17 protein-coding genes and 2 tRNA genes are annotated in these 20,270 nt (G+C 66.6%); 6 read left to right on the forward strand and 13 right to left on the reverse strand.

Annotated elements, in window-relative coordinates:
- Positions 1–53: 53 nt before the first annotated feature.
- A complete protein-coding gene (locus JEQ17_RS16520; protein ID WP_200395960.1) occupies positions 54–1,535 on the reverse strand; it encodes an ATP-binding protein in 1,482 nt (493 codons plus the stop codon).
- The gene (locus JEQ17_RS16525; protein ID WP_200395961.1) at positions 1,528–2,391 is read right to left on the reverse strand and encodes a bifunctional DNA primase/polymerase; all 864 of its coding nucleotides are present in this window, start codon (positions 2,389–2,391) and stop codon (positions 1,528–1,530) included. The genes JEQ17_RS16520 and JEQ17_RS16525 overlap by 8 nt, the downstream gene beginning before the upstream one ends.
- A 255-nt stretch (positions 2,392–2,646) precedes the next feature.
- Here JEQ17_RS16525 and JEQ17_RS16530 point away from each other — a divergent pair, with 255 nt between their 5' ends.
- Positions 2,647–3,156 carry a hypothetical protein gene (locus tag JEQ17_RS16530; protein WP_200395962.1) on the forward strand — a complete coding sequence of 170 codons (510 nt, stop codon included), beginning with the start codon at positions 2,647–2,649 and terminating at the stop codon, positions 3,154–3,156.
- Between the two features lie 28 nt (positions 3,157–3,184).
- Here JEQ17_RS16530 and JEQ17_RS16535 read toward each other — a convergent pair whose 3' ends face one another.
- The 5 genes from JEQ17_RS16535 to JEQ17_RS16555 form a co-directional block, all read right to left on the reverse strand.
- Complete coding sequence (locus JEQ17_RS16535) at positions 3,185–5,035, reverse strand: P-loop NTPase family protein (protein ID WP_200395963.1); 1,851 nt, start codon at positions 5,033–5,035, stop codon at positions 3,185–3,187.
- A gap of 365 nt (positions 5,036–5,400) precedes the next feature.
- A complete protein-coding gene (locus JEQ17_RS16540; RefSeq protein WP_200395964.1) occupies positions 5,401–5,709 on the reverse strand; it encodes a hypothetical protein in 309 nt (102 codons plus the stop codon).
- A gap of 19 nt (positions 5,710–5,728) precedes the next feature.
- A complete protein-coding gene (locus tag JEQ17_RS16545) occupies positions 5,729–6,094 on the reverse strand; it encodes an RRQRL motif-containing zinc-binding protein (protein ID WP_200395965.1) in 366 nt (121 codons plus the stop codon).
- Entirely contained in the window at positions 6,094–6,987 is an 894-nt protein-coding gene (locus JEQ17_RS16550; protein WP_200395966.1) for a DUF2637 domain-containing protein, read from the reverse strand. Before JEQ17_RS16550 ends, JEQ17_RS16545 begins: the two co-directional genes overlap by 1 nt.
- Positions 6,984–7,250: a DUF6284 family protein gene (locus JEQ17_RS16555; RefSeq protein ID WP_200395967.1), complete on the reverse strand. Its 267-nt coding sequence runs from the start codon at positions 7,248–7,250 to the stop codon at positions 6,984–6,986. Before JEQ17_RS16555 ends, JEQ17_RS16550 begins: the two co-directional genes overlap by 4 nt.
- Positions 7,251–7,648: 398 nt before the next feature.
- Between JEQ17_RS16555 and JEQ17_RS16560 the strand changes: the two genes are divergently transcribed.
- The 3 genes from JEQ17_RS16560 to JEQ17_RS16570 all read left to right on the forward strand — a co-directional run bounded on the left by JEQ17_RS16560 (position 7,649) and on the right by JEQ17_RS16570 (position 10,015).
- Entirely contained in the window at positions 7,649–8,407 is a 759-nt protein-coding gene (locus JEQ17_RS16560; RefSeq protein ID WP_200395968.1) for a GntR family transcriptional regulator, read from the forward strand.
- Complete coding sequence (locus JEQ17_RS16565; RefSeq protein WP_407700057.1) at positions 8,404–9,096, forward strand: AAA family ATPase; 693 nt, start codon at positions 8,404–8,406, stop codon at positions 9,094–9,096. The genes JEQ17_RS16560 and JEQ17_RS16565 overlap by 4 nt, the downstream gene beginning before the upstream one ends.
- Before the next feature lie 103 nt (positions 9,097–9,199).
- Positions 9,200–10,015, forward strand: coding sequence for a DUF4231 domain-containing protein (locus tag JEQ17_RS16570; protein WP_200395970.1), 816 nt, complete (start codon positions 9,200–9,202; stop codon positions 10,013–10,015).
- Positions 10,016–10,181: 166 nt separating this feature from the next.
- Here JEQ17_RS16570 and JEQ17_RS16575 read toward each other — a convergent pair whose 3' ends face one another.
- A complete protein-coding gene (locus JEQ17_RS16575) occupies positions 10,182–11,573 on the reverse strand; it encodes an ApeA N-terminal domain 1-containing protein (protein WP_200395971.1) in 1,392 nt (463 codons plus the stop codon).
- A 490-nt stretch (positions 11,574–12,063) separates the two neighbouring features.
- On the opposite strand from JEQ17_RS16575, the gene JEQ17_RS16580 reads away from it, so the two are divergent.
- Positions 12,064–12,456, forward strand: a complete 393-nt coding sequence (locus tag JEQ17_RS16580) for a CBS domain-containing protein (RefSeq protein ID WP_200395972.1) — start codon at positions 12,064–12,066, stop codon at positions 12,454–12,456.
- 145 nt (positions 12,457–12,601) lie between these two features.
- Here the strand turns inward: JEQ17_RS16580 and JEQ17_RS16585 are convergent, their stop codons facing one another.
- Complete coding sequence (locus JEQ17_RS16585) at positions 12,602–14,074, reverse strand: catalase (protein WP_200401524.1); 1,473 nt, start codon at positions 14,072–14,074, stop codon at positions 12,602–12,604.
- 145 nt (positions 14,075–14,219) lie between these two features.
- Here JEQ17_RS16585 and JEQ17_RS16590 point away from each other — a divergent pair, with 145 nt between their 5' ends.
- Positions 14,220–14,636 carry a Fur family transcriptional regulator gene (locus JEQ17_RS16590; RefSeq protein WP_143636461.1) on the forward strand — a complete coding sequence of 139 codons (417 nt, stop codon included), beginning with the start codon at positions 14,220–14,222 and terminating at the stop codon, positions 14,634–14,636.
- A gap of 144 nt (positions 14,637–14,780) precedes the next feature.
- Here the strand turns inward: JEQ17_RS16590 and JEQ17_RS16595 are convergent.
- From JEQ17_RS16595 to JEQ17_RS16610, 4 genes are all read right to left on the reverse strand, one after another.
- Positions 14,781–14,854, reverse strand: a tRNA-Met gene (locus JEQ17_RS16595).
- Between the two features lie 212 nt (positions 14,855–15,066).
- Positions 15,067–16,872, reverse strand: coding sequence for a tetratricopeptide repeat protein (locus JEQ17_RS16600; RefSeq protein WP_200395973.1), 1,806 nt, complete (start codon positions 16,870–16,872; stop codon positions 15,067–15,069).
- A gap of 239 nt (positions 16,873–17,111) precedes the next feature.
- Positions 17,112–17,185: transfer RNA gene (locus JEQ17_RS16605), tRNA-Met, on the reverse strand.
- Positions 17,186–17,226: 41 nt separating this feature from the next.
- Positions 17,227–20,154, reverse strand: a complete 2,928-nt coding sequence (locus JEQ17_RS16610) for a UPF0182 family membrane protein (protein ID WP_200401525.1) — start codon at positions 20,152–20,154, stop codon at positions 17,227–17,229.
- Between the last annotated feature and the right edge of the window lie 116 nt (positions 20,155–20,270).

Genomic DNA, 20,270 nt, shown 5'->3' on the forward strand with positions numbered 1-20,270 from the left:
GCAAGAGGAGCACGTGCTCCTCTTGCTGTTCGCTTGAGCGTGCGGGTCGCGGGTCAGAACGCGTGCGTCTGCTCGTGCGGAGGCAGGGTCAGGACGACTGTGCGGGTCATTTCGAGGTAGCGGCCCGCCTTGGTGCGGCCCGAGTCGATGAGGACGCCCCGAGCGGCCAGCGTGGGTTGGAGGCGCTTGAGGCGGTCGGAGAGGACTTTGCCGGTGGTGGGCCACCCCTTGGGCAGGGGACGGCAGTCGTCGCCGCTGTAGAGGCTGCTGAGGCAGGCCAGCCACTCCGTGGACGTCATCTGCTGCGCTGCACCCGGCTCGATGGTGTCGGCGTGCCGGAGAACGGTCTGCGCGAGGAGGTCACCCTCGATCACGTCGTCGTTCAGGTCGTCCAGACTCGCCCGGTAGGCAGGCAGGGCCCCGAGACCGGTCGCCGCGTCGAACTGCGCGCACAGGTGCGCGAAGTCCGCCATCCGCAGGTCAGTGGGCGTCTCCGCCGTCACCGCGCGGACCTTGACCGTGAGGTCCAGGAGCGAGCCCAGCACGACGGGCAGCACTTCCGCGTAGTCCGCCCACAGTTCGGCCTCGGTGCGCCGTACGCGGGGCCGCTCCAGCCGCAGCGGCAGGAGCCGTTCCGCGAGGTCGGGCCGGATGACGCCGACGTCGATTCCGGTGAGGAGGAGGGGGCGGCGGTAGCCGACGCGGAAGACGTCCCCGTCGGTGAACAGGGCCCGCTTGACGCTCTCGGCGCCGGTGACGATGCAGCACATCGCGTCGGACAGGTCGGGGGTCATGTGGGAGAGGTTGTCCAGCGCGGTGACCCAACCCGCCGCCACCGCCGCGATCAGGTTCTCTTCATCCTTCGGCGCCCTGCGCAGGTCCCCGCTCATGCCCTCGATGATCCGAACGAGCATGCGGCCCCCGGTGGACTTGCCCGCTCCTTGCGGTCCGGTGAGGAACGGCGCGGGCACCGGCACGGACGGACCGAGGCAGCCGATCAGCCACGCGATGGCCAGGCACTCGGTCTCGGCGTTGGCGAAGTTGCACAGCCGCATCAGCAGGTCGATGCCCTTGCCGTCGGTGTCCTTGACCGGCAGCGGCAGTTCCCCGGTGAGCTGCGTGCGCCGCCAGCACACCTCCCGGGGGTCGGGGGTGAGGATGTCCCAGCCGGTGGGGTGGATGCGGACGGACTGTCCGTCGTCGCGGCCCAGGTCCAGCCATGTCGCTCCGTCGAATCCGGGGGCCACACGGATGTTCACGGCGTGTGTGTCCGCGTCCAGTGCGAGGGCTTCGATCAGGTCCAACGCCTCTTTCATCGCGGACCCGTTGAACACGCCGCGTCCGTCCTTGAACAGGCCGACCATGAGTTCCTGCCGGTGGCTTCCCGTGGTGCCCTGGGAGCGCATCGGGCGGGCCACGGGGTGCCCGTTCTTCTGCGCGTAGACGGTTCCGTCGGGGGTGCGGAAGTACCGGAAGTGGGCCTGTGCGTAGTCCGTAATGACTTCGCGGCCGGGAGTCTTGTCGTCCTCAGACATGCTGAAGTCCCAACGTGGTCAGGGCGTTGGTCCACGCATCCGTGCAGTGCCGGGCGCTCTCGCCCTTGGCCTGCGCTGCGGTGAACAGCCGGGCGGTGTGAGCGTCGGTGAGGCAGCCGCACCGGCCGTGCGCGGACAGCACCGCGAGGAACGTCCGGTAGACGGTCGCGTGCACCGCAATGCGGGCTTCGGTGATCCGCTGTACGGCCATGGCAATGCCACGGTCCAGATAGGTGGGCGTGCGGTGCGGGCACTGCCCGCCACCGGCCAGCGCGGGCACCGCGACAGACGTTGGACGGGTCGAGGCCGACGCCTTCACGGTCAGCGCACGCACGGCATCCGGCAGGGCCGTCATGGTGCCGGTGCCGGGCCCGAGGTAGCGGGCGTAGGCCATGGTGGACTTGATGTCGACGCCGGTCCGTACGCCGTTGGCGCCCTGCATCGCACCCTGGTAGAGCCAGTGCTCGCCCCGGGTCGTCGGCACGATCCGGGTAGCGGGCAGGCTCGCACGGGCCCACACGATGGCGGCCTCGTTGTCGAGATCCACGACAGTCAGGCCTGCGCCGCCGGGGTGGTAGGCCACGCCCGCCGCTTCCCGCCACGCCCTCGCCCACGACGTCGAGTTGATGACGTGGGGGTTGGTGGTGGCGGCGGCCCAGCCGTGGCACGGCTGCGGGCAGGCACAGGGGCCGGGGATCTTCATGTTCGGTCGGCCACCGCACGCGTTGCGCGCGCAGGTCGGACAGTTCCCGAACGGCATCTTCCCTGCTCGTAACGGCATCGGGGGTACGCCGTGGGCTGCCAGCGATAGGGCGGTAGCGAGATGGTCTCGCCGAATGTCGGTGAGTTGGGTCATGCTGAAGGTCTCCAGTTCTCTTTGAGCGTGCTGGATTGGCGGCGGCCCCGGTTCTTGGTCGGATGGGGGCCGCCGTTGTCGTGACTAGGAGTTGTCGGGCGGTCATGAGCCAGAGCGCTGAGCCTGAGGCTCCGCCCGGTGCGTCACGGATTTTTGCGCCCTGACCTGCAGCGTTCATGTGGTCGTTTGTGTGTAAAACTCCACGGCACACGAACCAATGCGAAGGCAGGGCACATGCGTGGGGTGGGAGTGGCCGTGGCCGCGATAGCGGTGATGACGGCGCTGACAGGTTGCGGCGGCGGTGACAGTGTCGACGCAGCGGGCGAGCGGACGACTGCTCGTGCGGCCGAAAAGGCGGCCAAGGACGAGTTGACCGTGGATGCCGTGCGGGGTGATGTCCGGTCTGCGGCCAAGGCCGCGGGGATCGGACGGCTGAGTTTCCCCGACATGAGCAAGGCGGGCTCTCCGTGCCGTGTGCTGGGGGTCTTGCGGACTGAGGACGCGCCGAAGCGTGAGGTCGTGGATTCGGTGTCTGTTGTGCTGAAAGCACGGGGCTGGGGACGGATGGAGCGGATGTCAGCCGAGGACGGTGGCCAGGCTTGGCACCTGGAGAAGAACGGCTGGGACATGTTCCTGGGTGCGGGGAAGGTCCCCGAGGGAGCGGGGATCGTATTCGACGCGTCGGGGAAAGCGTGCGGGGTGCCCATGCCGTCGCGGCCCGCAGCCTCCGAGACTGCGCCTCCTGAGCGGCCCGTCCTGCCCTGAGCGCAGCCGCTCTCTGTGCTGCGGTGGGTCAGGCGGCGGCGGAGTCGTCGCGCGTGGTGGTCAGTCGGCCGTCCGTGGTGCGGAAGAGCGTGCCACCGGTGGTGAGAGCTTTGATCTCGCGCGAGACGGTGCCCTTGTTCAGGCCTGTCGCGTCGGCCACGTCCTTCGCGGTGCGGGCCCCGGACTGCACGGCGGTGAGCACCTTGTCCCGGTTGGACGCCGTCCCGGACGGTGCGGCGGTGCCCTTGACCAGGTGCAGCGGTCGCGGCGACTGCCCGCCGGTCGACTGGTCCGGGGTCCAGATCGACTTGGGCAGTGCGCGTACGCCCGCGTCGTCGAGGGTCCAAGTGCGCAGCATGCGAGGGCCGTAGCCCTTGAGGTATCCGTGCCCTCGGTACTCGCGGCCGTCGGGGATCTGGTGCGGGGCGTAGTGCGCGCAGTCGTCCAGCGCGACCTGAGCCTGTGTCGTGCCGGCCACCCGCAGCGAGAACCGCGTGAGGAGGTTCGGTGCGATCAGCTTGTGCACGCCCGGGGCCCCACCATCGGTGAGCGGGTACTGGGTGGCCCACCACAGGACGACCCCGCGCGAGCGGCCCAGCGAGGACAGTTCGATCAGCCGTTGCAGCCGGTCCTTGTCCTTGGTGATCAGGGCCAGGATCACCTGTCCCTCGTCCACGACGACGGTGAGCTGACGGCCGTCCCACACGCTGATCCCGCGCTGTTTCATGTCGACCTTGCGGCGGTTCATCTCCGCGTGCGCTTCATCCACGGCGTCGGTGATCTCGTCGCGTTCTACGGCGACGCGGCACGCGGACTCCCAGATGTTGGCCTCTTCGCCCTTGCCGTCGATGAGCAGCAGGTCACCGCGCAAATGGGCGGTCGCCATGAGCGGGCGGAAGGACCAGGACTTGCCGGTGCCGGACGCGCCGGACACCAACAGCCGCTCGTCGAACGGGATCAGGACCTCATCCCCGGTCTCGGTGTCCAGAGCGAGGCTCATCATCAGCGGGTCGGACGGGATGCGGTCCGGGGTCCACAGCGAGGAAACCCCCGCGGCTGCCGACCGGGTCGCCAACGTCACGACAGCCCACCCGCCGCGCGAGGCGGACGTGATCCGTATGCGCAGCGCGGTGCGGGCACCCAGCAGCGCACGGACCGAATCGGCCTTGTCCGCGAGCGTCTTGACCGTCCACGTCCCATCCAGCCGGATCTCACACCGGATACCTCCCGGCTCCATGCTCGGCGGCGTGGTGACCGTGCCGGACAGACCACGGTCCGGGGCGTGCTCGACCCAGTACGACGGGTCGAGCCGTTCCATGAGCTGACGCTCTTCCAGCGACAGCGACTCATCCACCACCACCCGCAGCTTGCGCCGCCCGAGCGCGAGGGCGGCCACGTTCGCCCCGACGAGTACGGCCGAAGTCGCGGCCGGCCAGATGGTCAGGTGTGAGGTGGACATGAGCGCGGACGCAATCGCGCTCGGCACGGCGTGCACCGAGTGTGCCTGAATCGCGCGGGCCTTGAGTGTGCTCGGGTAGTTCACCCGCGCGGCCTTGAGCTTGGCGCGGGTGTCGCGCTCGTGCCGCGCGGCTGCCTTGCTCGCGACGCGCGCGGCGCGGCGACCGGCCGCGAACGGATTGTTGGACGCGGCGCGCGCGGTGAGTTGCTGGCTCTTGGCGGTGGAGTGCGTGGACCGTGCGGCGTTGTGCTCCTTCTGCGTCGCCATGAGCGTCTTCAAGTGCTCGGGGGTGCGCAGCTTGTTCCGCCGGTCGGCCTCAAGGTCCCAGCGGGTGGCGAACGGCACGCACACCGGGGCGAGTGAATCCAGCGCGCTGTTGGTGGTGTTGGCGGTGGTCGACCATGCTTGTTTCCAGTCCACGAAAGGGTCCTCCAAGACCGTGGATGAGGGCCGGTGCGCCGTCGCATGGCGTCACCGGCCCGCCCGAGTTGCAGGGAGCAGTGCTGTCGGTTGCGTCGACAGCACCGGTTGAACCCCCGCAACCACATCTGACCTGCGAAGTTGCAGAGTTGAGCAGTGGGGAGGGGTGGGGCCCTACGCGCCCGCGCGCGTAGGGCGGCGGAAAAACCGGCCGTGCAACCCCATCGCGGGGCCCTGTATGGCCGTTCACGGCTCGGGGGGTCTCGACCCACACGGAAGGGGGTCCGGGCGCCCTGCGGGCCGCCTACGGCTCCTGGCCCGTTGCGGGGATGCGGAGTCGCAGGCGGATGGTGCGGAGCGCCGGGTCAGACCTTGGGGCGGGCGAGGCGGAAGGTGATGCCGCCGATGCCGATGGGTCCGGCGGTCTGGGCGATGACGGTGACCGTGTGGGCGGCGGCGTCGAGCAGCGCGCACAGGGCGGCCACCAGTCCCCAGCACCCCATGGCACAGGCGCCCGCGATGACCAGCGGGCCCAGGTAGTGGCCCAGCGGGCGCCCGCCCTGGTCGGTGGTGTGGACGACGATGACGACGGGTTGCCCGGTGGCTTCGGCGCGGCGGTAGGCGTCTGCGGGAATGTGCGGGGCGATGATCCCCGGAGGGTCACGATGGTCCATCAGGGCTCCTTCCTCGCGATCAGTTGGGGTAGGCGCAGGGAACGCAGGCACCGAGCGAGGCGGGGATGACGTATCCCGCGTCCGTGCGGCACTGCGGGCAGGTGCGGCGGGCGAGATTGGCCTTGGCCAGCGCCGCCCGTTTCGCCGGTGTCATCGGCCGGACCGGCTTCGCGTAGTCGAGGCGGTACAGGTAGGCGACCAGCGGGCCGCGCCGGTAGCGCGGGCGCAGGACCTGCGCGGCGATGGGCTGTCCGCCCGGACGCAGGCCACGCGCCCGCAACTGGCGGCGCGTGACCATGCCGTCCGGTGCCATCCGCCACGGGAAGGTGGGGATGCCGTAGCGGGCGCCGTTGGGGTCGAAGCACTTGCCGTACGAGCGGCCCATCACGGAGTGGTGGCGGCGCGTTCGGCGAGCAGGGTGTCACGCAGCATGCGCGCGTTGGCCGGAGAGGTGTGGACCTCGCGGCGGATGCCCTCAGCGGTCACCTTCGCGGCCGGCCAACCGGCCGTCACCGTACGCGCCTCGTCGAGCAGTTGAGCCGGGGTCCGCTTCGGCCGCGCCGATCGGGCGACGACGGGAACGGTGCCGGTCGCCCGACGCGGTCGGATCGATGCGGCAGCCGCCGCGCGCTTCGCGGTCACCTTGACCGGAGCCGGGGCGATGGCACGTACCGGCTTGAACGGCAGAGCCGACTTCAGGAAGTCGACCGCGACCGGAGCGGGCATCCGCAGCGGAGCCACGGTGATCGGCGCGGGGGTCGATACCGTGAGGTCAGCCGTAGACCGATTCCTCATAGTCTCGGTAGATTCCTCCGCATTCGCGACCAGGGTCGGAATCGGGGCGGGGCGGTGGTGCAGCACCTTGGCGACCAGGTCCGAGCCGAAGTAGATCGACCCGACCGGAAGCGATGTCGCGAGCAGGACCAACGCGTAGTTGGCGGGGTCCCAGTCGGCGAGTCGACCCCAGTCGACCGACGCGCCGTGCAGCTCGGGAACGAGTCCGTGGACGTAGTTGAGGACCAGCGAGGCGAGCGTGTAGGTGCCCAGCACCTTCAGCGCGAACCGCTTGTCCCCCTCGTCCGTCAGAACCAGGGTCGCGAGCAGGGCCAGCGCCATCAGTCCGTCGACCACGAACGGGTAGAGCGTCGCGGCCGTGCTGTCCGCGCCGATCGCGCTGGCCACGTCCCGCAGCGCGTTCCACGAGACCCGGAACGCCATGCCGACCACGCCGACCAGGGCTAGGACCAGGAGGGCTTTGCCCTTGCGGTTCAGGTTCATGCGCGCACCTCCGGGAGGACCGGAGAGGCCGCGTTCGCCAGCAAGCGGCGGGCCGCCAGGACGCGGCGGCGGGCCCGACGGACACGCCGGGCGTCCAGCTCCGTCGGCGTGCGGTCCAACATGATGATCTGCGCGTCCAACAGGTCGATGTCCGCCCGGATGGCGGGCATCTCGCGTTCGATGGCGTCCAGCTCCGCGTCCGTCGGCTCCATGAAGTCGGCGAACGCGGTAACAGCATCCTGAACAGTGACGATGGTGCTCATAGGGTCGTGGTTCCTCTCACCAGGAACGGCCCGAACAGCGGCCCCGGTGTTCCCGCACCGGGGCCGCCCGCCGTTGAAGTCGGTAGATCCGGCTCCCCTCAGCGCTGCTCGTACGAGACGAGCAGCGGAGGCAACCGGCCACAGCAGATGAGCTGCGGAAAGGTCGAATTCCGTTGCACTCACACGCGGGGCGAACCCCACTTGTGCCGCCCACTTGGTCGCAGAGGTAGGGCAGTCACCTCAGGCACGCTGTTCAGTTCTCAACCAATGCGCGCTCACTTCGTACTCACCCCTGCGGGCTTTCCTCCGGGCACATCCCTAAGGTTCCCTAGGGTTCCCTGTGGTGTCAAGCGGTAAGGTAGGGAACCTCAGGGAAGTGACGACAAGGAGCGAGCGACATGGCAGGCCAGGCCGACAATCGGGCCCCGTACGCGAAGATTGCCGCCCACTACACGGAGTTGATCGCGTCTGGTCAGCTACAGCCGGGATCACTCTTGCCGAGCATCAAGAACCTCGCGGAAGAGTGGAAGGTGAGCACTGCGACGGCCGAGAAAGCCCTGCGCAAGCTGCGCAACGAGGGGCTTGTTCGCGGCATCCACGGCATCGGAACCGAGGTTCTAGACCGGCCGGCTTCGATGTCGTCGGGGTCCCAACGCCAGGATCGAGGACGCCGGACCGGGTCCAGTTGGGGGCAGGGCGAAAGGTCCGACTCGCATCAGGCGGCAGTGGTGCCCGCACCCGCCGAAGTAGCCCAAGCGCTGGACATCGAGCTTGGCTCTGATGTGGTCCGCCGTAGCCGGGTCTACAGGGACCGGCACGGCATCGTGGCCCACAGCACGTCTTGGATTCCTGCTCGATACGGGAAGCTGATCCCTCAGCTAGCAAAGAGTGAGCGTCTGACAGGCGGAACGTCGCTCCAGCTCATCACCCAGGTGACCGGCCACCCGATCAGCCACAGAATCGACACCGCTTCGGCTCACCTCCTGACGCCGGAGTACGCACGGCTCTTGGAGCTTGACGCCGATGGCCCGCTGGAGGAACCGGTAGTCGTGATGACAGCGAGGTTCGTCGACAGCGAAGGCAACATCGTTGAGTACGGCGTGGACCTCGGGGGCCCGGGCCGTACATGGCGCACGGAATCGGAGGTCTCCGCGTGAGGGTCGTGGATGACACTCTCGTGAGCGTGCTCGAAGACCGCCTAGGAACACTGCTCGTCGAGCGCAGGACTGGCACAATCACGCCTGAAGCCGAAGCAGAGATAGAAGCCATCGCCCAGACCTTGACGAGACCGATGCAACCACGCCTGCCCTTCTGCGTCCTGATGGCCGGACTTCCCGGCTCCGGAAAAACCACCCTCTCCCGCGCCCTCACAGCCCGTGGGTTCGTACGGCTGTGCCCAGATGAGGAGATGTACCGCCGACATGGCGTCTACGGGGTGGACTTCCCCCGGGGCACCTTCCCCACCCTGGAACGGCCGGTCCTCGATGACGTGGCGGGGGAACTGAGCACACAGCTCAAGGCGGGACACGATGTGGTCGTTGACCACGGCTTTTGGACCCCCGAGGATCGGAAAAAATGGCGAGCCATCGCCACTGACGCCGGCGCCGTACCTGTGCTTGTCTACCTCGCGGCTAGCCACGATGAGCTTTGGGCAAGGATCAGCAAGCGCAACGAACTCCACGAGAACGATCCAAACTCGATCTACTTCGCAGAGAGCGACCTACAGCGCTACCGCATGCGATTCGTCCCCCCTGAGGCAAACGAATCGCATCTCACATACGACGGCGATGCAGCTGCCGTGATCGCGGCCCTGAACGACTCACACTCTCAACGCTTGCAGGACTGATACGAGGTCAGGCGGGCAGTGCTCCACCTCAAGCTCTGTCTCATTTGGCCTGCCGTTTTAACGTCGCCGCTAACCTCACCTGGGGGTGATTATGACTGAACCGGTGACGCTGATCACCATAGAGCAGCAGATCATCGAGTGGGAAGCGACCGTTAATGAACGGCTGTTCCAGAGAAGGCTTGCGAGGATATGGATCTTCGGCCTGATTCCATTGCTGGTGACAGGAATTGTCGCAGGAAACATCCTCATTGACTTCTCAAGGCCCGGCAATGGACGTGCAGCACTAAACTATTCACTATCCATTCCGCTCATTATCAGCCTTTTCGGCGCTCCTCCATCTTGGTGGACGGCCCGGAATAACCTACATACAGCACAATTGCGACTGAGACAGAAGCAGGCCCTAAGGGAGGCGATGCAGCCCAGGGCCAGTGATGCCGGGCGACAGACATCCGAAGCGTTTCGAAGTTACCGAGAAGCCATTCCTGCACTCCTTGATGACTATAGACGTGGGGCCGAGAAGTATAGAACTCGTCACAATTGGTTCCAGATTGCAGTTATCGTCGGATCGATCCTCACCTCTGTCGCGACAACGGCGGCAGCCGAACAGGGTTTTTGGAGTTGGCTCGCCGTGGCCCTCAGCTCAGTTGTAAGCGTCTCGGCAGGAATCATCTCGTACTTCAAGTTTCGAGAGAGAAGTATGAATCTTCAGCAAACTGCAGATTCCGTCGACCAGGAGATTCAAGCCTTCACTCTCGGAATTCGCCGTTATAAGAACTTGAACGCCGATCAAGCAGCCGCCGAATTCGCCGAAGAAATTGAACGCATCAAGGAAGAGCAACGAAAAAAGGAGCTACAGCTAGAGCAGCCACCTGAGGCGCAACAACAGGCTTCCGGAAGCAATGGAACGGTTCAGTCCTGAGCACTACAAGGCGCGACCATAAGGACAGCGACAGCCCTTCCCCGCCGGGCCGCCCCCGAGCCCCCACAGCTTGCGTTCGCAGCTTAAATCGTGGTCTCACTAATGGCCTCAATGCCCGATCGTTCCAGGGTGATAAAAGACCCGTTCCGCGGCTGGGCGGTTGACTCTATGACTCTACGGCATCCGACGGTTGCATAATCTCACCAACGCGCTTGACAAGAAAGTTGACCGACTGGGCATTGCGAATCTTTTCTACGTAGCCCTCTTGGAATTCGCAAAATCTCGCCAAGCAGAGTAGCACCATCAGCCTCAGGGATTCTGCCAGCCAGTACAACTCCACGGTTGACGCGCCAGGCCCCTTGCCTTTGTCGTGATGCACCATTCTGTTACGAGCGTCAGTCACAGCCTTGGCCCAATGTTGCGCATCACATTTCAAGACAGAAGGAAGATCAGCATACTCAGCAAGCTCGATTAGGCGATCCCGGAGGCGGGGTTCATTCGAATGCAGAAGTTGTTGGCTCAGCCATGAGCGATATTTCTTGGGAACATGACGTACGAGCATGCGCCTGAAGTGTTTATACTCATCTGCCGGGCGAAGTTCATTCGGAAACTCCATCCGGTGAAGTGTTTCAGCGGCCGAAACTGCGTTGAAGAATTTGTTCTCCGTGTACATCTGACTGTACTTCGATGAAAGCATCAGGCCAAGCACTACACGCCGTCCGCGAACGAAATTAAACCAGCGCGCTACGGACGGAATGTCTCCAATTTCCTTCAACTTGAGGACCATGTCACTGGGCTTCGACTCTTTCACTCTGGTGTACGCGGGTTGCTGCCCATAAGCCTGGACGAAACTGGGCTTACTGTCACCCTCGCCACTCCCTACCGGAATCTCCAGCGTAATATGCGTCGGCACTGAAACTGCATCGGTGGTCGCCGTCAGCAGATCTTGCAGTACGGTTACATCCCCCACAATGGATTCGAATCCAACGGGATCTTCGTACGCAATACTGATCGAGAAGTCTTGTTCGAATCCCGGATTCTGTTGATTACCAAGAATCTTCCAAACACCGCCAATGGAAATCTTGCACCCGTCAGCAGGATGTTCAATCTTTTCCATTGGCGTCAGCGTGAGTCCAGCTTTTACGAGCTTGTTCTGCGCATCGAAAACGTGCTCACGGGAAACTGATGAATACCCAATCCAGTCGTAGAGGTTGTTGAACCGAACTGAAACGCGGTTGAACACTACGGATTCAGGAGCCAGCAACGCTTGGCCGGCAAACATGTACTCAACCCGATAGTCTTCACGCATAAACCCTGGCGACTCAAATCGGCGTGAAGCTCGACTGGATCCGATAAGGGTCAGGAACCTCTTCCCTGCTACGCCATGGATGATTGAAGCCTCGGGCCCATTCTCCATATCACCGAAGGGCGTCTCTGAAAAACCGCCGATCAGTGAAAGCCTAGTCCCCGTTATGGGAGAAAAGGAAACCCGCCCGGCTACCTGGTCCTCCTCCTGGTTGGGCAACCAGAAGAGACCATCGCTTTCGAACGACTCCACAGGCTGCCTCGAAATCCTAGTTGGATATCAACTAGCACAGTTTAGGGAAGCCGTTGCTTCCCTGCGAGCAATTTACGGAGATCCGGCACTCAAGGCGGACTGCTCCGGAGCCGTCCGGGCCCAACACGAGGAGCACTCAGTCGATCAAGACACAGGGCCCCTCGTGTGGGACTCGCCCTCGGCCACCGGGCCGCCTGTGGGCCGTCCGGGGGCGGCCCACGACGACCAACAACGACCAAGAACAACAGCTACCAGGCAGCTCCCCAGGGGGATGCGGGACAGGGCTGCACCTCGCCGCAAGGCCAGTTCAATACCAGCGCTACTGAGGCGCCCGGGGGCAGTTGAGGCACTGACGGGCGAGAAGGCGCCCCAAATATCGCCCGCACACGCCCTCTTGTTGACCGTCTCTTTAACTGCGACTCTGAGAGTCCCCCCACTTGTGAACTTGTGAATCCGTTAACTAACGGATTCGTAGGAGGTGGCTCCGTCCATGCTCGTCCGCGACGCCATGAGCACGGTGGTCCTCACCATCGGACCCGCTCACACCCTCCGGCAGGCCGCCGCGCTGATGTCCGCACGCCGCGTGGGCGCGGCCGTGGTTCTCGACCCCGACGAAGGCGGGCTCGGCATCCTCACCGAGCGCGACATCCTCAACTCCGTAGGCCTGGGCCAGAGCCCGGACGCCGAGCGGGCCCATGCCCACACGACCACCGACGTGGTGTTCGCCGCCCCGACCTGGACGCTGGAGGAGGCGTCCCTCGCCATGACCCACGGCGGTTTCCGCCACCTCGTCGTCCTCGACCACGGCGAGCCGGTCGGCATCGTCTCGGTCCGCGACATCATCCGCTGCTGGGCACCACTGCGGCAGCACGCCACGGCCTGAGCCCACCGGGCTCGAGCAGTCCTGCTTGAGCCCGACTCTCCTTGCGCGCGACTCTTCTTGAGCACGGCCCGGAAGGCGAACGGGCCGGATCTCCGGTACGGGAGATCCGGCCCGCTCTTCGACGACAAGCGTTCCAGTGCTGGTGTCAGCCGCGCAGGGCCTGGACCGCGGCTTCCAGCCGCTTGCCGAAGTCTCCGTCGGCCTGACGGAAGTTGTCGATCGCGCGCTCGGCGATGTCGTCGCGCGAGACCTTGGCGATGAAGCCCGCGAGGTTGTCGACCAGCCGGCCCTTCTCGCCCTCGGACATCAGACGGTAGAGGTTGCCCGCCTGCACGAAGTCGTTGTCCTCGGAGTGGACCGGGGCCTCGTGATTACCGGTGCCTGCCGTGAAGTTCGCGGTCGCCCGCCACAGCGGCCGGTCCGTCTGGAACGGCCCGCCGAAGCTGTTCGGCTCGTAGTTCTTGGCACCCTTGTGGCGGCCGTCGTACAGAAAGCCGTCACGGGAGTGCGTACGCGCCTCGGTCGCGTGCGGACGGTTCACCGGCAGGTGGTCGGCGTTGACGCCGACGCGGTAGCGGTGGGCGTCGCCGTACGCGAACAGGCGGCCCTGGAGCATCTTGTCGGGCGAGGGTCCGATACCCGGCACGAAGTGCGCGGGGCTGAAGACGGACTGCTCGACCTCGGCGAAGACGTTCTCCGGGTTGCGGTTGAGCTGCAGCCTGCCGATCTCGATCGGCGGGTAGTCCTCGTGTGGCCACACCTTGGTGAGGTCGAACGGATTGAAGCGGTATGTCGCCGCGTCGGCCGCCGGCATGATCTGCACCTGCACGGTCCAGGTCGGGAAGTCGCCGCGCTCGATCGACTCGCGCAGATCGCGCTGGTGCGAGTCGGGGTCGAGGCCGGAGACGTTCACGGCCTCCTCGGTCGTCAGGTTCCTGATGCCCTGGTCGGTCTTGAAGTGGTACTTGACCCAGAAGACCTCGCCGGCCTCGTTGTTCCACTGGTAGGTGTGCGAGCCGTACCCGTTCATGTGGCGGTACGAGGCGGGGATGCCGCGGTCGCCGAAGAGCCAGGTCACCTGATGGGTGCTCTCCGGGCTGAGCCCCCAGAAGTCCCAGACGTTGTCGGCCTCCTGGGAGCCCGTGTACGGGTCGCGCTTCTGCGTGTGGATGAAGTCGGGGAACTTGATGGCGTCCTTGATGAAGAACACCGGGGTGTTGTTGCCGACGAGGTCGTAGTTGCCCTCTTCGGTGTAGAACTTCAGCGCCCAGCCGCGCGGGTCCCGGACGGCGTCGGCCGAACCGAGGTTGCCGGCCACGGTGGAGAAGCGCAGGAATGTCTCGGTCTGCCTGCCGACCTCGGAGAGGAAGTGGGCACGCGTGTACCGGCTGACATCTGCGGTGAGCGTGAAGGTGCCGTAGGCGCCGGCGCCACGGGCGTGCACCACACGCTCCGGGATGCGCTCACGGTTGAAGTGGGCGAGCTTCTCCAGGAGGAGCTGGTCCTGGACGAGAACAGGGCCGCCGATGCCCGCGGTCTCGCTGTTCTGGTTGTCGGCGACCGGCGCGCCGGCTTCCGTCGTAAGCGGTCCCTGAGTCACGTGCGCCTCCTGCGTAATTCCTTGCCGATCTCTGTCGGCCTGCTGATCCTGCCCCTCAGCCAAGGCCGAACTCGATCCTACAATAGACAATGTCTAAGTCAAGGAATGCTCCAAAGTCACACCTGTTCGGAAACTGGGCCTCCCTGCTGCTAGGCTTGGTGGTATGAGCGACCTGTTGGAACGACTGCGCGGACGCGGCTGGCGCATGACCGCGCAACGGCGCGTCGTGGCCGAGGTCCTCGACGGCGATCACGTCCATCTGACGGCCGACGAGGTCCATGCGAGGGCCGTGGCCAAGCTGCCCGAGATCTCCCGGGCGACCGTCTACAACACCCTGGGTGAGCTGGTCTCGCTCGGCGAGGTGCTGGAAGTCGCCACGGACAAGCGCGCGAAGCGGTACGACCCGAACGCGCACAGTCCGCACCACCACCTGGTCTGCGCCCAGTGCGGCGCGATCAAGGACGTCCACCCGGGCGGCAACCCGCTGGCGGACCTCCCCGACTCCGAGCGCTTCGGCTTCGCGGTCTCGGGCGTAGAGGTCACGTACCGCGGCGTCTGCCCGAACTGCGCGGCAGCCTGACCACCCGCCCAACACCCCCGAAGCCCCGGCCACGATCGACTCAGGCCGGGGCTTTCGACACCCCCGCCCCCTGCCTCACTCGCCCTCCCGCCCCCGAACACACCGAAGGCCCGGAACCATTGGTTCCGGGCCTTCGGTCTTCAGTAGCGGGGACAGGATTTGAACCTGCGACCTCTGGGTTATGAGCCCAGCGAGCTACCGAGCTGCTCCACCCCGCGGCGATGTCTGAACAGTACGTCACCGGCCCCGACCAGTGCAAATCAGTTCCTCTACCCTTCGAATCCCGCTCCTGGACGGGCTGTTTTTCAGCCCGTCCGGCGTTTGAGGACGAGCGCGGAGCGCGATACGGGGGTTCGGGGGCGGAGCCCCTGAGTCAGGGACGGGAATGGGTAGGGGCGGCGGGGGCGAGAAAGCCAGGCCCGCCACCCCCTCACGCCGACAACTCCTGCCGCAACGCATCCCGCAACCGAGCCGCCCGCTCGGAAACCTCACCGGGCCCGAGCGACACGGCCCGATCGGCCCACCGCTGCCCCTCCGCCAACTCCCCACGACGCGCGTAGACGAGGGCGAGCCGCAACGCCGCCCGCCCATGCCCCGCGTCAGCGGCCCGAGTCCACCACAAGGCAGCCTCCGGCTCACTCCCCTCCCGGGCAAGCAACAGCCCAAGATTGAACGCCCCGTTCCGAGACCCCGCCTCCGCGGCCTCCCGGTACCACCGAGCCGCGTCCACGACATCCCCGCGCGCGGAGGCGAGCATCCCCACCCGCACCTGAGCCCGCCGATGCCCCTGGGAAGCGGCCCGCTCGTACCACTCCTCGCACTCACTCTTCTCGGTAGCCGGCTCCCCCAGCTCATGCGCGGGCGCGGGCGGCCGCCGGGCGTCGAGCACGGTGGCCAGCCGATAGGCCGCCTCCGCGCTCCCCCCGCCCGCGGCACACCGAAGGTGCCGCTCGGCGGCCCGCTCGTCCCCGTCCCGAAGACGCGCGATCCCCACCTGCAGCGCGGCCTCGGTGTGCCCGGCGGCAGCGGCCCGCTCGTACCACCGCAGGGCCGCCGCGTCCTCGCCCCGTCCGGCGTGCAGGATCCCGAGGTTGAAGGCGGCGTCCACGCTCCCGGCCTCAGCGGCCTTGGAGAACCACGGCTCGGCCCCGGACGCGTCACCGACCTGCAGCAGCAGGATGGCCAGCGCGTTCGCCGCCTCACGGTGTCCCGCGTACGCCGCACGCCGGTACCACTGCTCGGCCTGCGCGGTCCGCGCCTGCTCGGCGCAGAGCAGCCCGAGGTTGTACGCGCCGTTCACATCACCCGCGTCCATCGCGGCCCGGTACCACCGCTCGGCGGTCTGCGTCTCGCCCCGCTCGGCGTGCAGCGCGCCCAGCGCGTTGGCGGCGTTCCCGTCGCCGTCCTGGGCGGCCCGCAGCCACCACACGGCGGCGCTCTCGGTGTCGCCCGCGTCCCGCAGCAGGAACCCGAGCGCGCAGGCGGCCCGCGCCTCGCCGTCCTTGGCGGAGGTCAGATACCAGCGCCCGGCCTCCTTGAGCTCCCCGCGCCTCTCCAGGATCGCTCCGAGGTGCAGCGCGGCACGGCGGTGACCGCGCGCGGCCGCCTGCCGGTACCACTGCTCCGCCTGCGCGGCGACGGTCGCCGCGACACCGTTGTCGCCCTCGTCCTCGCCCGCCTGCACGGCCTTGCGGTCCAGCGTCCGCGCGAGCCGGTACGCCGCCTCACGGTGCCCCCGCTCGGCGGCCGCCCGCATCCAGTCCACGGCACCGGCGTCGCCGCGGTGCTCCAGGAGGTCGGCGAGTGCGTAGGCGCCGAGGGCGTGGCCCTGCTCGGCGGACTGGCGCAGCCAGTACTCGGCGGCGGGCTCGTCCCCGCGCTCGCGGTGGTGGCGGCCCAGCGCGTGCGCGGCGGCCGCGGAGCCGGCGACGGCGGCGATCCGCCACCAGCCGGCCGCCTCCTCGGCGTAGCCGCGCTGGTGCAGGAGGACACCCAGATTGTTGGCGGCGGCCCGGTCCCCGGCCGCCGTGGCAGCGCGCAGCTGAGGCTCGGCCCCGTCGAGATCACCGCGGCGGAGCAGCATGGCTCCGAGAACACTCATCGCCTCGACGTCGCCCGCCTCCGCGGCGAGTCGTCGGCGAGCCTCCTCCGCAGCCTCGCCGGTCTCGTCCCGGTCGGAAGGCTGCACAAACCGCCCTGTCTCCAACAGAGTTGCCTTGTCCCCCATAACGTCCATCGTCGCACCACCTGCAACCTGGGTACACCTGGTATACCGCAGCCAGTGAGGTCACTTCAGCGTTTTGTCGACATGCCCACAGAGAGACAAGTGAAACACAGATTCCCCAACTCAAGGCGGATGGCGCAGCCTTCGCCGCAGCAGCACTGATGAACGATGGGCACACGCACGCGGTCCCGCACGGTCCGCACACGTAGAAGGACCCGGATCCTTTAAGGATCCGGGTCCTTCTACTTCAGTAGCGGGGACAGGATTTGAACCTGCGACCTCTGGGTTATGAGCCCAGCGAGCTACCGAGCTGCTCCACCCCGCGCCGTTGTGTTGCAACCGTACCACGGCGCGGGGTGGGCCTGCTCAACTGCCCTGGTCACCGTCCTGTTGACCGCTCTCTTCCTTGTTGGCCTCGCTGTTGGCACCACTGGCGGCGCCGGCCTTCTGCTCGGCCTCGGAGGCGCGCTGGAGTGCGTCCTGAAGGTCCTCCTGGGCCTTGCCGTACGCCTCCCAGTCGCCCTTCTTGAGCGCTTCCTCACCGGCCGTGTAGGCGTCCTGGGCGTCGGCGATGGCCTTCTCCAGGTCGGTGTCGCCCGTCGTCGGCGGCGTCGGGGTCTCACCTTCCTTGGGTGGTGGCTCGGTGGTGTCCTCGCCGTCCACTCCGAAGACCGTGTTCAGCCCTTCGGCGAGGGTGTCCTTGAAGACGGTCTGGTCGCCGTAGGCGACGCCCACCTTTCTCAGCAGCGGGTAGTTGGACGTGCCGCCTCGCGCGTACACCGGCTCGATGTACAGGAACCCGCCGTTGAGTGGCACGGTCAGCAGGTTTCCGTACTCGATGTCGGAGTCCGTGCCTCTGAGGTTGCGGACGAACTCGGCGACGTCGGCATTGCTGTTGAGCTCGCTCTGCACCTGTTGTGGACCTCTCACCGTGGAGGTCACTCTCAACAGCCTTATCGTGCCGTAGTCCTTACTGGCCGCATCCGCGTCCACCGCCATGAACGCCCCCAGGTTCGGGCGCCCGTTGGGCGTGAAGGTCGTGGTCAGCGAGAACTGCTGCGCGTTCTGCCCGGGCATCTTCAGGCTCAGGTAGTACGGCGGGACCGCACTGCTGTCCTTGTTGGTCGGGTCGTCCGGCACCTGCCAGGCGTCACTGCCGCTGTAGAACTGGGCGGGGTCGGTGACGTGGTAGCGGGTGAGCAGCTCACGCTGGACCTTGAAGAGGTCCTGCGGGTAACGCAGGTGCTCCATCAGCGACTCGCCGATGTCGGCCTTCGGCTTCACCGTGTCGGGGAACGCCTTCATCCAGGTCTTGAGGACCGGGTCCTTGGTGTCCCACTGGTAGAGCTTGACCGAGCCGTCATACGCGTCGACGGTCGCCTTCACCGAGTTGCGGATGTAGTTGACGCGGTTCTGCTGCGCCACCACCGCCCGCTGGTTGTCGGTCAGCGAGTCCGCCGTGGTGTCGCCCAGCGTCGTACGGGAGGCGTAGGGGTACCCGTTGGTCGTCGTGTAGGCGTCGACGATCCACTGGATCTTGCCGTCCACGATCGCCGGATAGGCGTCGCCGTCGATGGTCAGCCACGGGGCCACGGCCTCGACGCGCTCCTTGGGCGTGCGGTTGTAGAGGATCCGGGAACCCTCGCCGATCGCGCCCGAGTAGAACATCTGCGGCTCGCCGAAGGCCACCGCGTACGCGGCGCGGTTGATCGGGTTGGCGAGGTTGACGCCGCTCTTGCCCTTGTAGCTGGTGGTCTTCTCGCCGTTCTCCTCGTAGTCGAGCTCCTTCTGCGGGCCGCCCACGATGGAGTACTGCTCGGTCTTCTCCCCGTAGTAGATCCGCTGCTCGTACTTGCCGAGGTCACCGGTGGTCGGCAGCCCCGACTCGGAGAAGTCCGGGGAGCCCGGCGGATCGGAACCGGTCGCCGTGCCCCTGGCCGCGACCGCGCCGTAGCCGTGGGTGTACGTGAAGTGGTCGTTGATCCAGTTGCTCTTCGGGATGCCGTTCAGGTTCAGCTCGCGCAGACCGATGACGGTGTCCTGCTCCTTGCCGTTGGCGTCCGTGTACCGGTCGACATCGAGCGTGGAGGGGAACTGGTAGTACTTGCGCTCCTGCTGGAGCTGCTGGAAGGCAGGCGAGACGACGTTCGGGTCGATCAGCCGGTAGCTGGCGGCCGAGTCGGCGTCCTTGCGGATCTGCTCGGCGTTCTCGGTGCCGCCCTTGCCGGAGTAGTCCGTCACCTTGGCGTCGTCGATGCCGTAGGCCTCGCGCGTCGCCTTGATGTTCTTCTTGACGTACGGCGCTTCCTTGGCCTGCTCGTTCGGCTGGACCTGGAACTTCTGAACGATCGCCGGGTACAGACCGCCGATCAGGATCGCCGAGAGCACCATCAGGCCGAAGCCGATGACGGGCAGCTGCCAGGTGCGCCGCCACAGGGTGGCGAAGAACAGCAGGGCGCAGATGACGGCGATGCAGAACAGGATCGTCTTCGCGGGCAGATACGCGTTCGCGTCGACGTACCTCAGGCCCGTCCAGTTGTCCGTCGCCTTGAAGTCACTGGACTTCACCGCGAGGCCGTACCGGTCGAGCCAGTACGCGACCGCCTTCAGGGCGACGAAGAGGCCGAGCAGCACCGAGAGATGCCCGGTGGCCGCGGCCGTGGCGCGCGCTCCGGGACTGGTGATGCGCAGCCCGCCGTACAGGTAGTGCGTCAGCGCCGCGGCGATCACCGAAAGGATCGCGGCAGCGAATCCGAAGCCCAGCAGGAAGCGGTACCAGGGCAGATCGAAGGCGTAGAAGGCGATGTCCAGGTGGAACTGGGGGTCCTTCTGGTTGAAGGGCACTCCGTTCACCCACAACAGCCACGTACGCCACTGGCCCGCCGCGGAGGCGCCCGCGATCAGCCCGACCAGGGCGGTGATCCCGAGAAGAATCCACTTCTTGTACGGGGCCACGCCCATCCGGTAGCGGTCGAGGCTCTGCTGCTCCATCGACATGGCGCTCAAGGGCGGCCGCAACCGGTGGGCCAGCCAGATGTTCACACCGACGGCCGTGGCCATCAGCAGTCCGAAGACGGAGAACAGTCCGATCTTGGTCCACAGGGTGGTCGTGAAGACGGACGAATACTTGACCGACCGATACCAGAGCCAGTCCGTCCAGAACCCCGCGAACATGACGAAGGCCATGGCCAGCACGGCCAGTACGCCCAGTGTCATGAGCAGGGTCCGGACGCGCCGGGACGGTCGGCCCACTCTGATCCGTGGCCCCGTCGGGCCTCCGCCGCGGTCCGGCATCTGGAAAGCCAAGGTGCGCACCTCGAAGTTCGCTGTTGGTATCTGGGGGCCCCGCAAACGCCGGGCCACATCTATGCAACTTACTGATGCTTTACTCGGTTCCCGCTTCGGGGGCC

This window comes from Streptomyces liliifuscus, assembly GCF_016598615.1.
Classification (GTDB): domain Bacteria; phylum Actinomycetota; class Actinomycetes; order Streptomycetales; family Streptomycetaceae; genus Streptomyces; species Streptomyces liliifuscus.

Bases quoted from the DNA above. Each gene is read 5' to 3' on its own strand.
- JEQ17_RS16520 (WP_200395960.1), bottom strand. From the start codon at position 1,535: ATGTCTGAGGACGACAAGACTCCCGGCCGCGAAGTCATTACGGACTAC.
- JEQ17_RS16525 (WP_200395961.1), bottom strand. From the start codon at position 2,391: ATGACCCAACTCACCGACATTCGGCGAGACCATCTCGCTACCGCCCTA.
- JEQ17_RS16540 (WP_200395964.1), bottom strand. From the start codon at position 5,709: ATGGACCATCGTGACCCTCCGGGGATCATCGCCCCGCACATTCCCGCA.
- JEQ17_RS16545 (WP_200395965.1), bottom strand. From the start codon at position 6,094: ATGGGCCGCTCGTACGGCAAGTGCTTCGACCCCAACGGCGCCCGCTAC.
- JEQ17_RS16550 (WP_200395966.1), bottom strand. From the start codon at position 6,987: ATGAACCTGAACCGCAAGGGCAAAGCCCTCCTGGTCCTAGCCCTGGTC.
- JEQ17_RS16555 (WP_200395967.1), bottom strand. From the start codon at position 7,250: ATGAGCACCATCGTCACTGTTCAGGATGCTGTTACCGCGTTCGCCGAC.
- JEQ17_RS16560 (WP_200395968.1), top strand. From the start codon at position 7,649: ATGGCAGGCCAGGCCGACAATCGGGCCCCGTACGCGAAGATTGCCGCC.
- JEQ17_RS16580 (WP_200395972.1), top strand. From the start codon at position 12,064: ATGCTCGTCCGCGACGCCATGAGCACGGTGGTCCTCACCATCGGACCC.
- JEQ17_RS16590 (WP_143636461.1), top strand. From the start codon at position 14,220: ATGAGCGACCTGTTGGAACGACTGCGCGGACGCGGCTGGCGCATGACC.
- JEQ17_RS16600 (WP_200395973.1), bottom strand. From the start codon at position 16,872: ATGGACGTTATGGGGGACAAGGCAACTCTGTTGGAGACAGGGCGGTTT.
- JEQ17_RS16610 (WP_200401525.1), bottom strand. From the start codon at position 20,154: ATGCCGGACCGCGGCGGAGGCCCGACGGGGCCACGGATCAGAGTGGGC.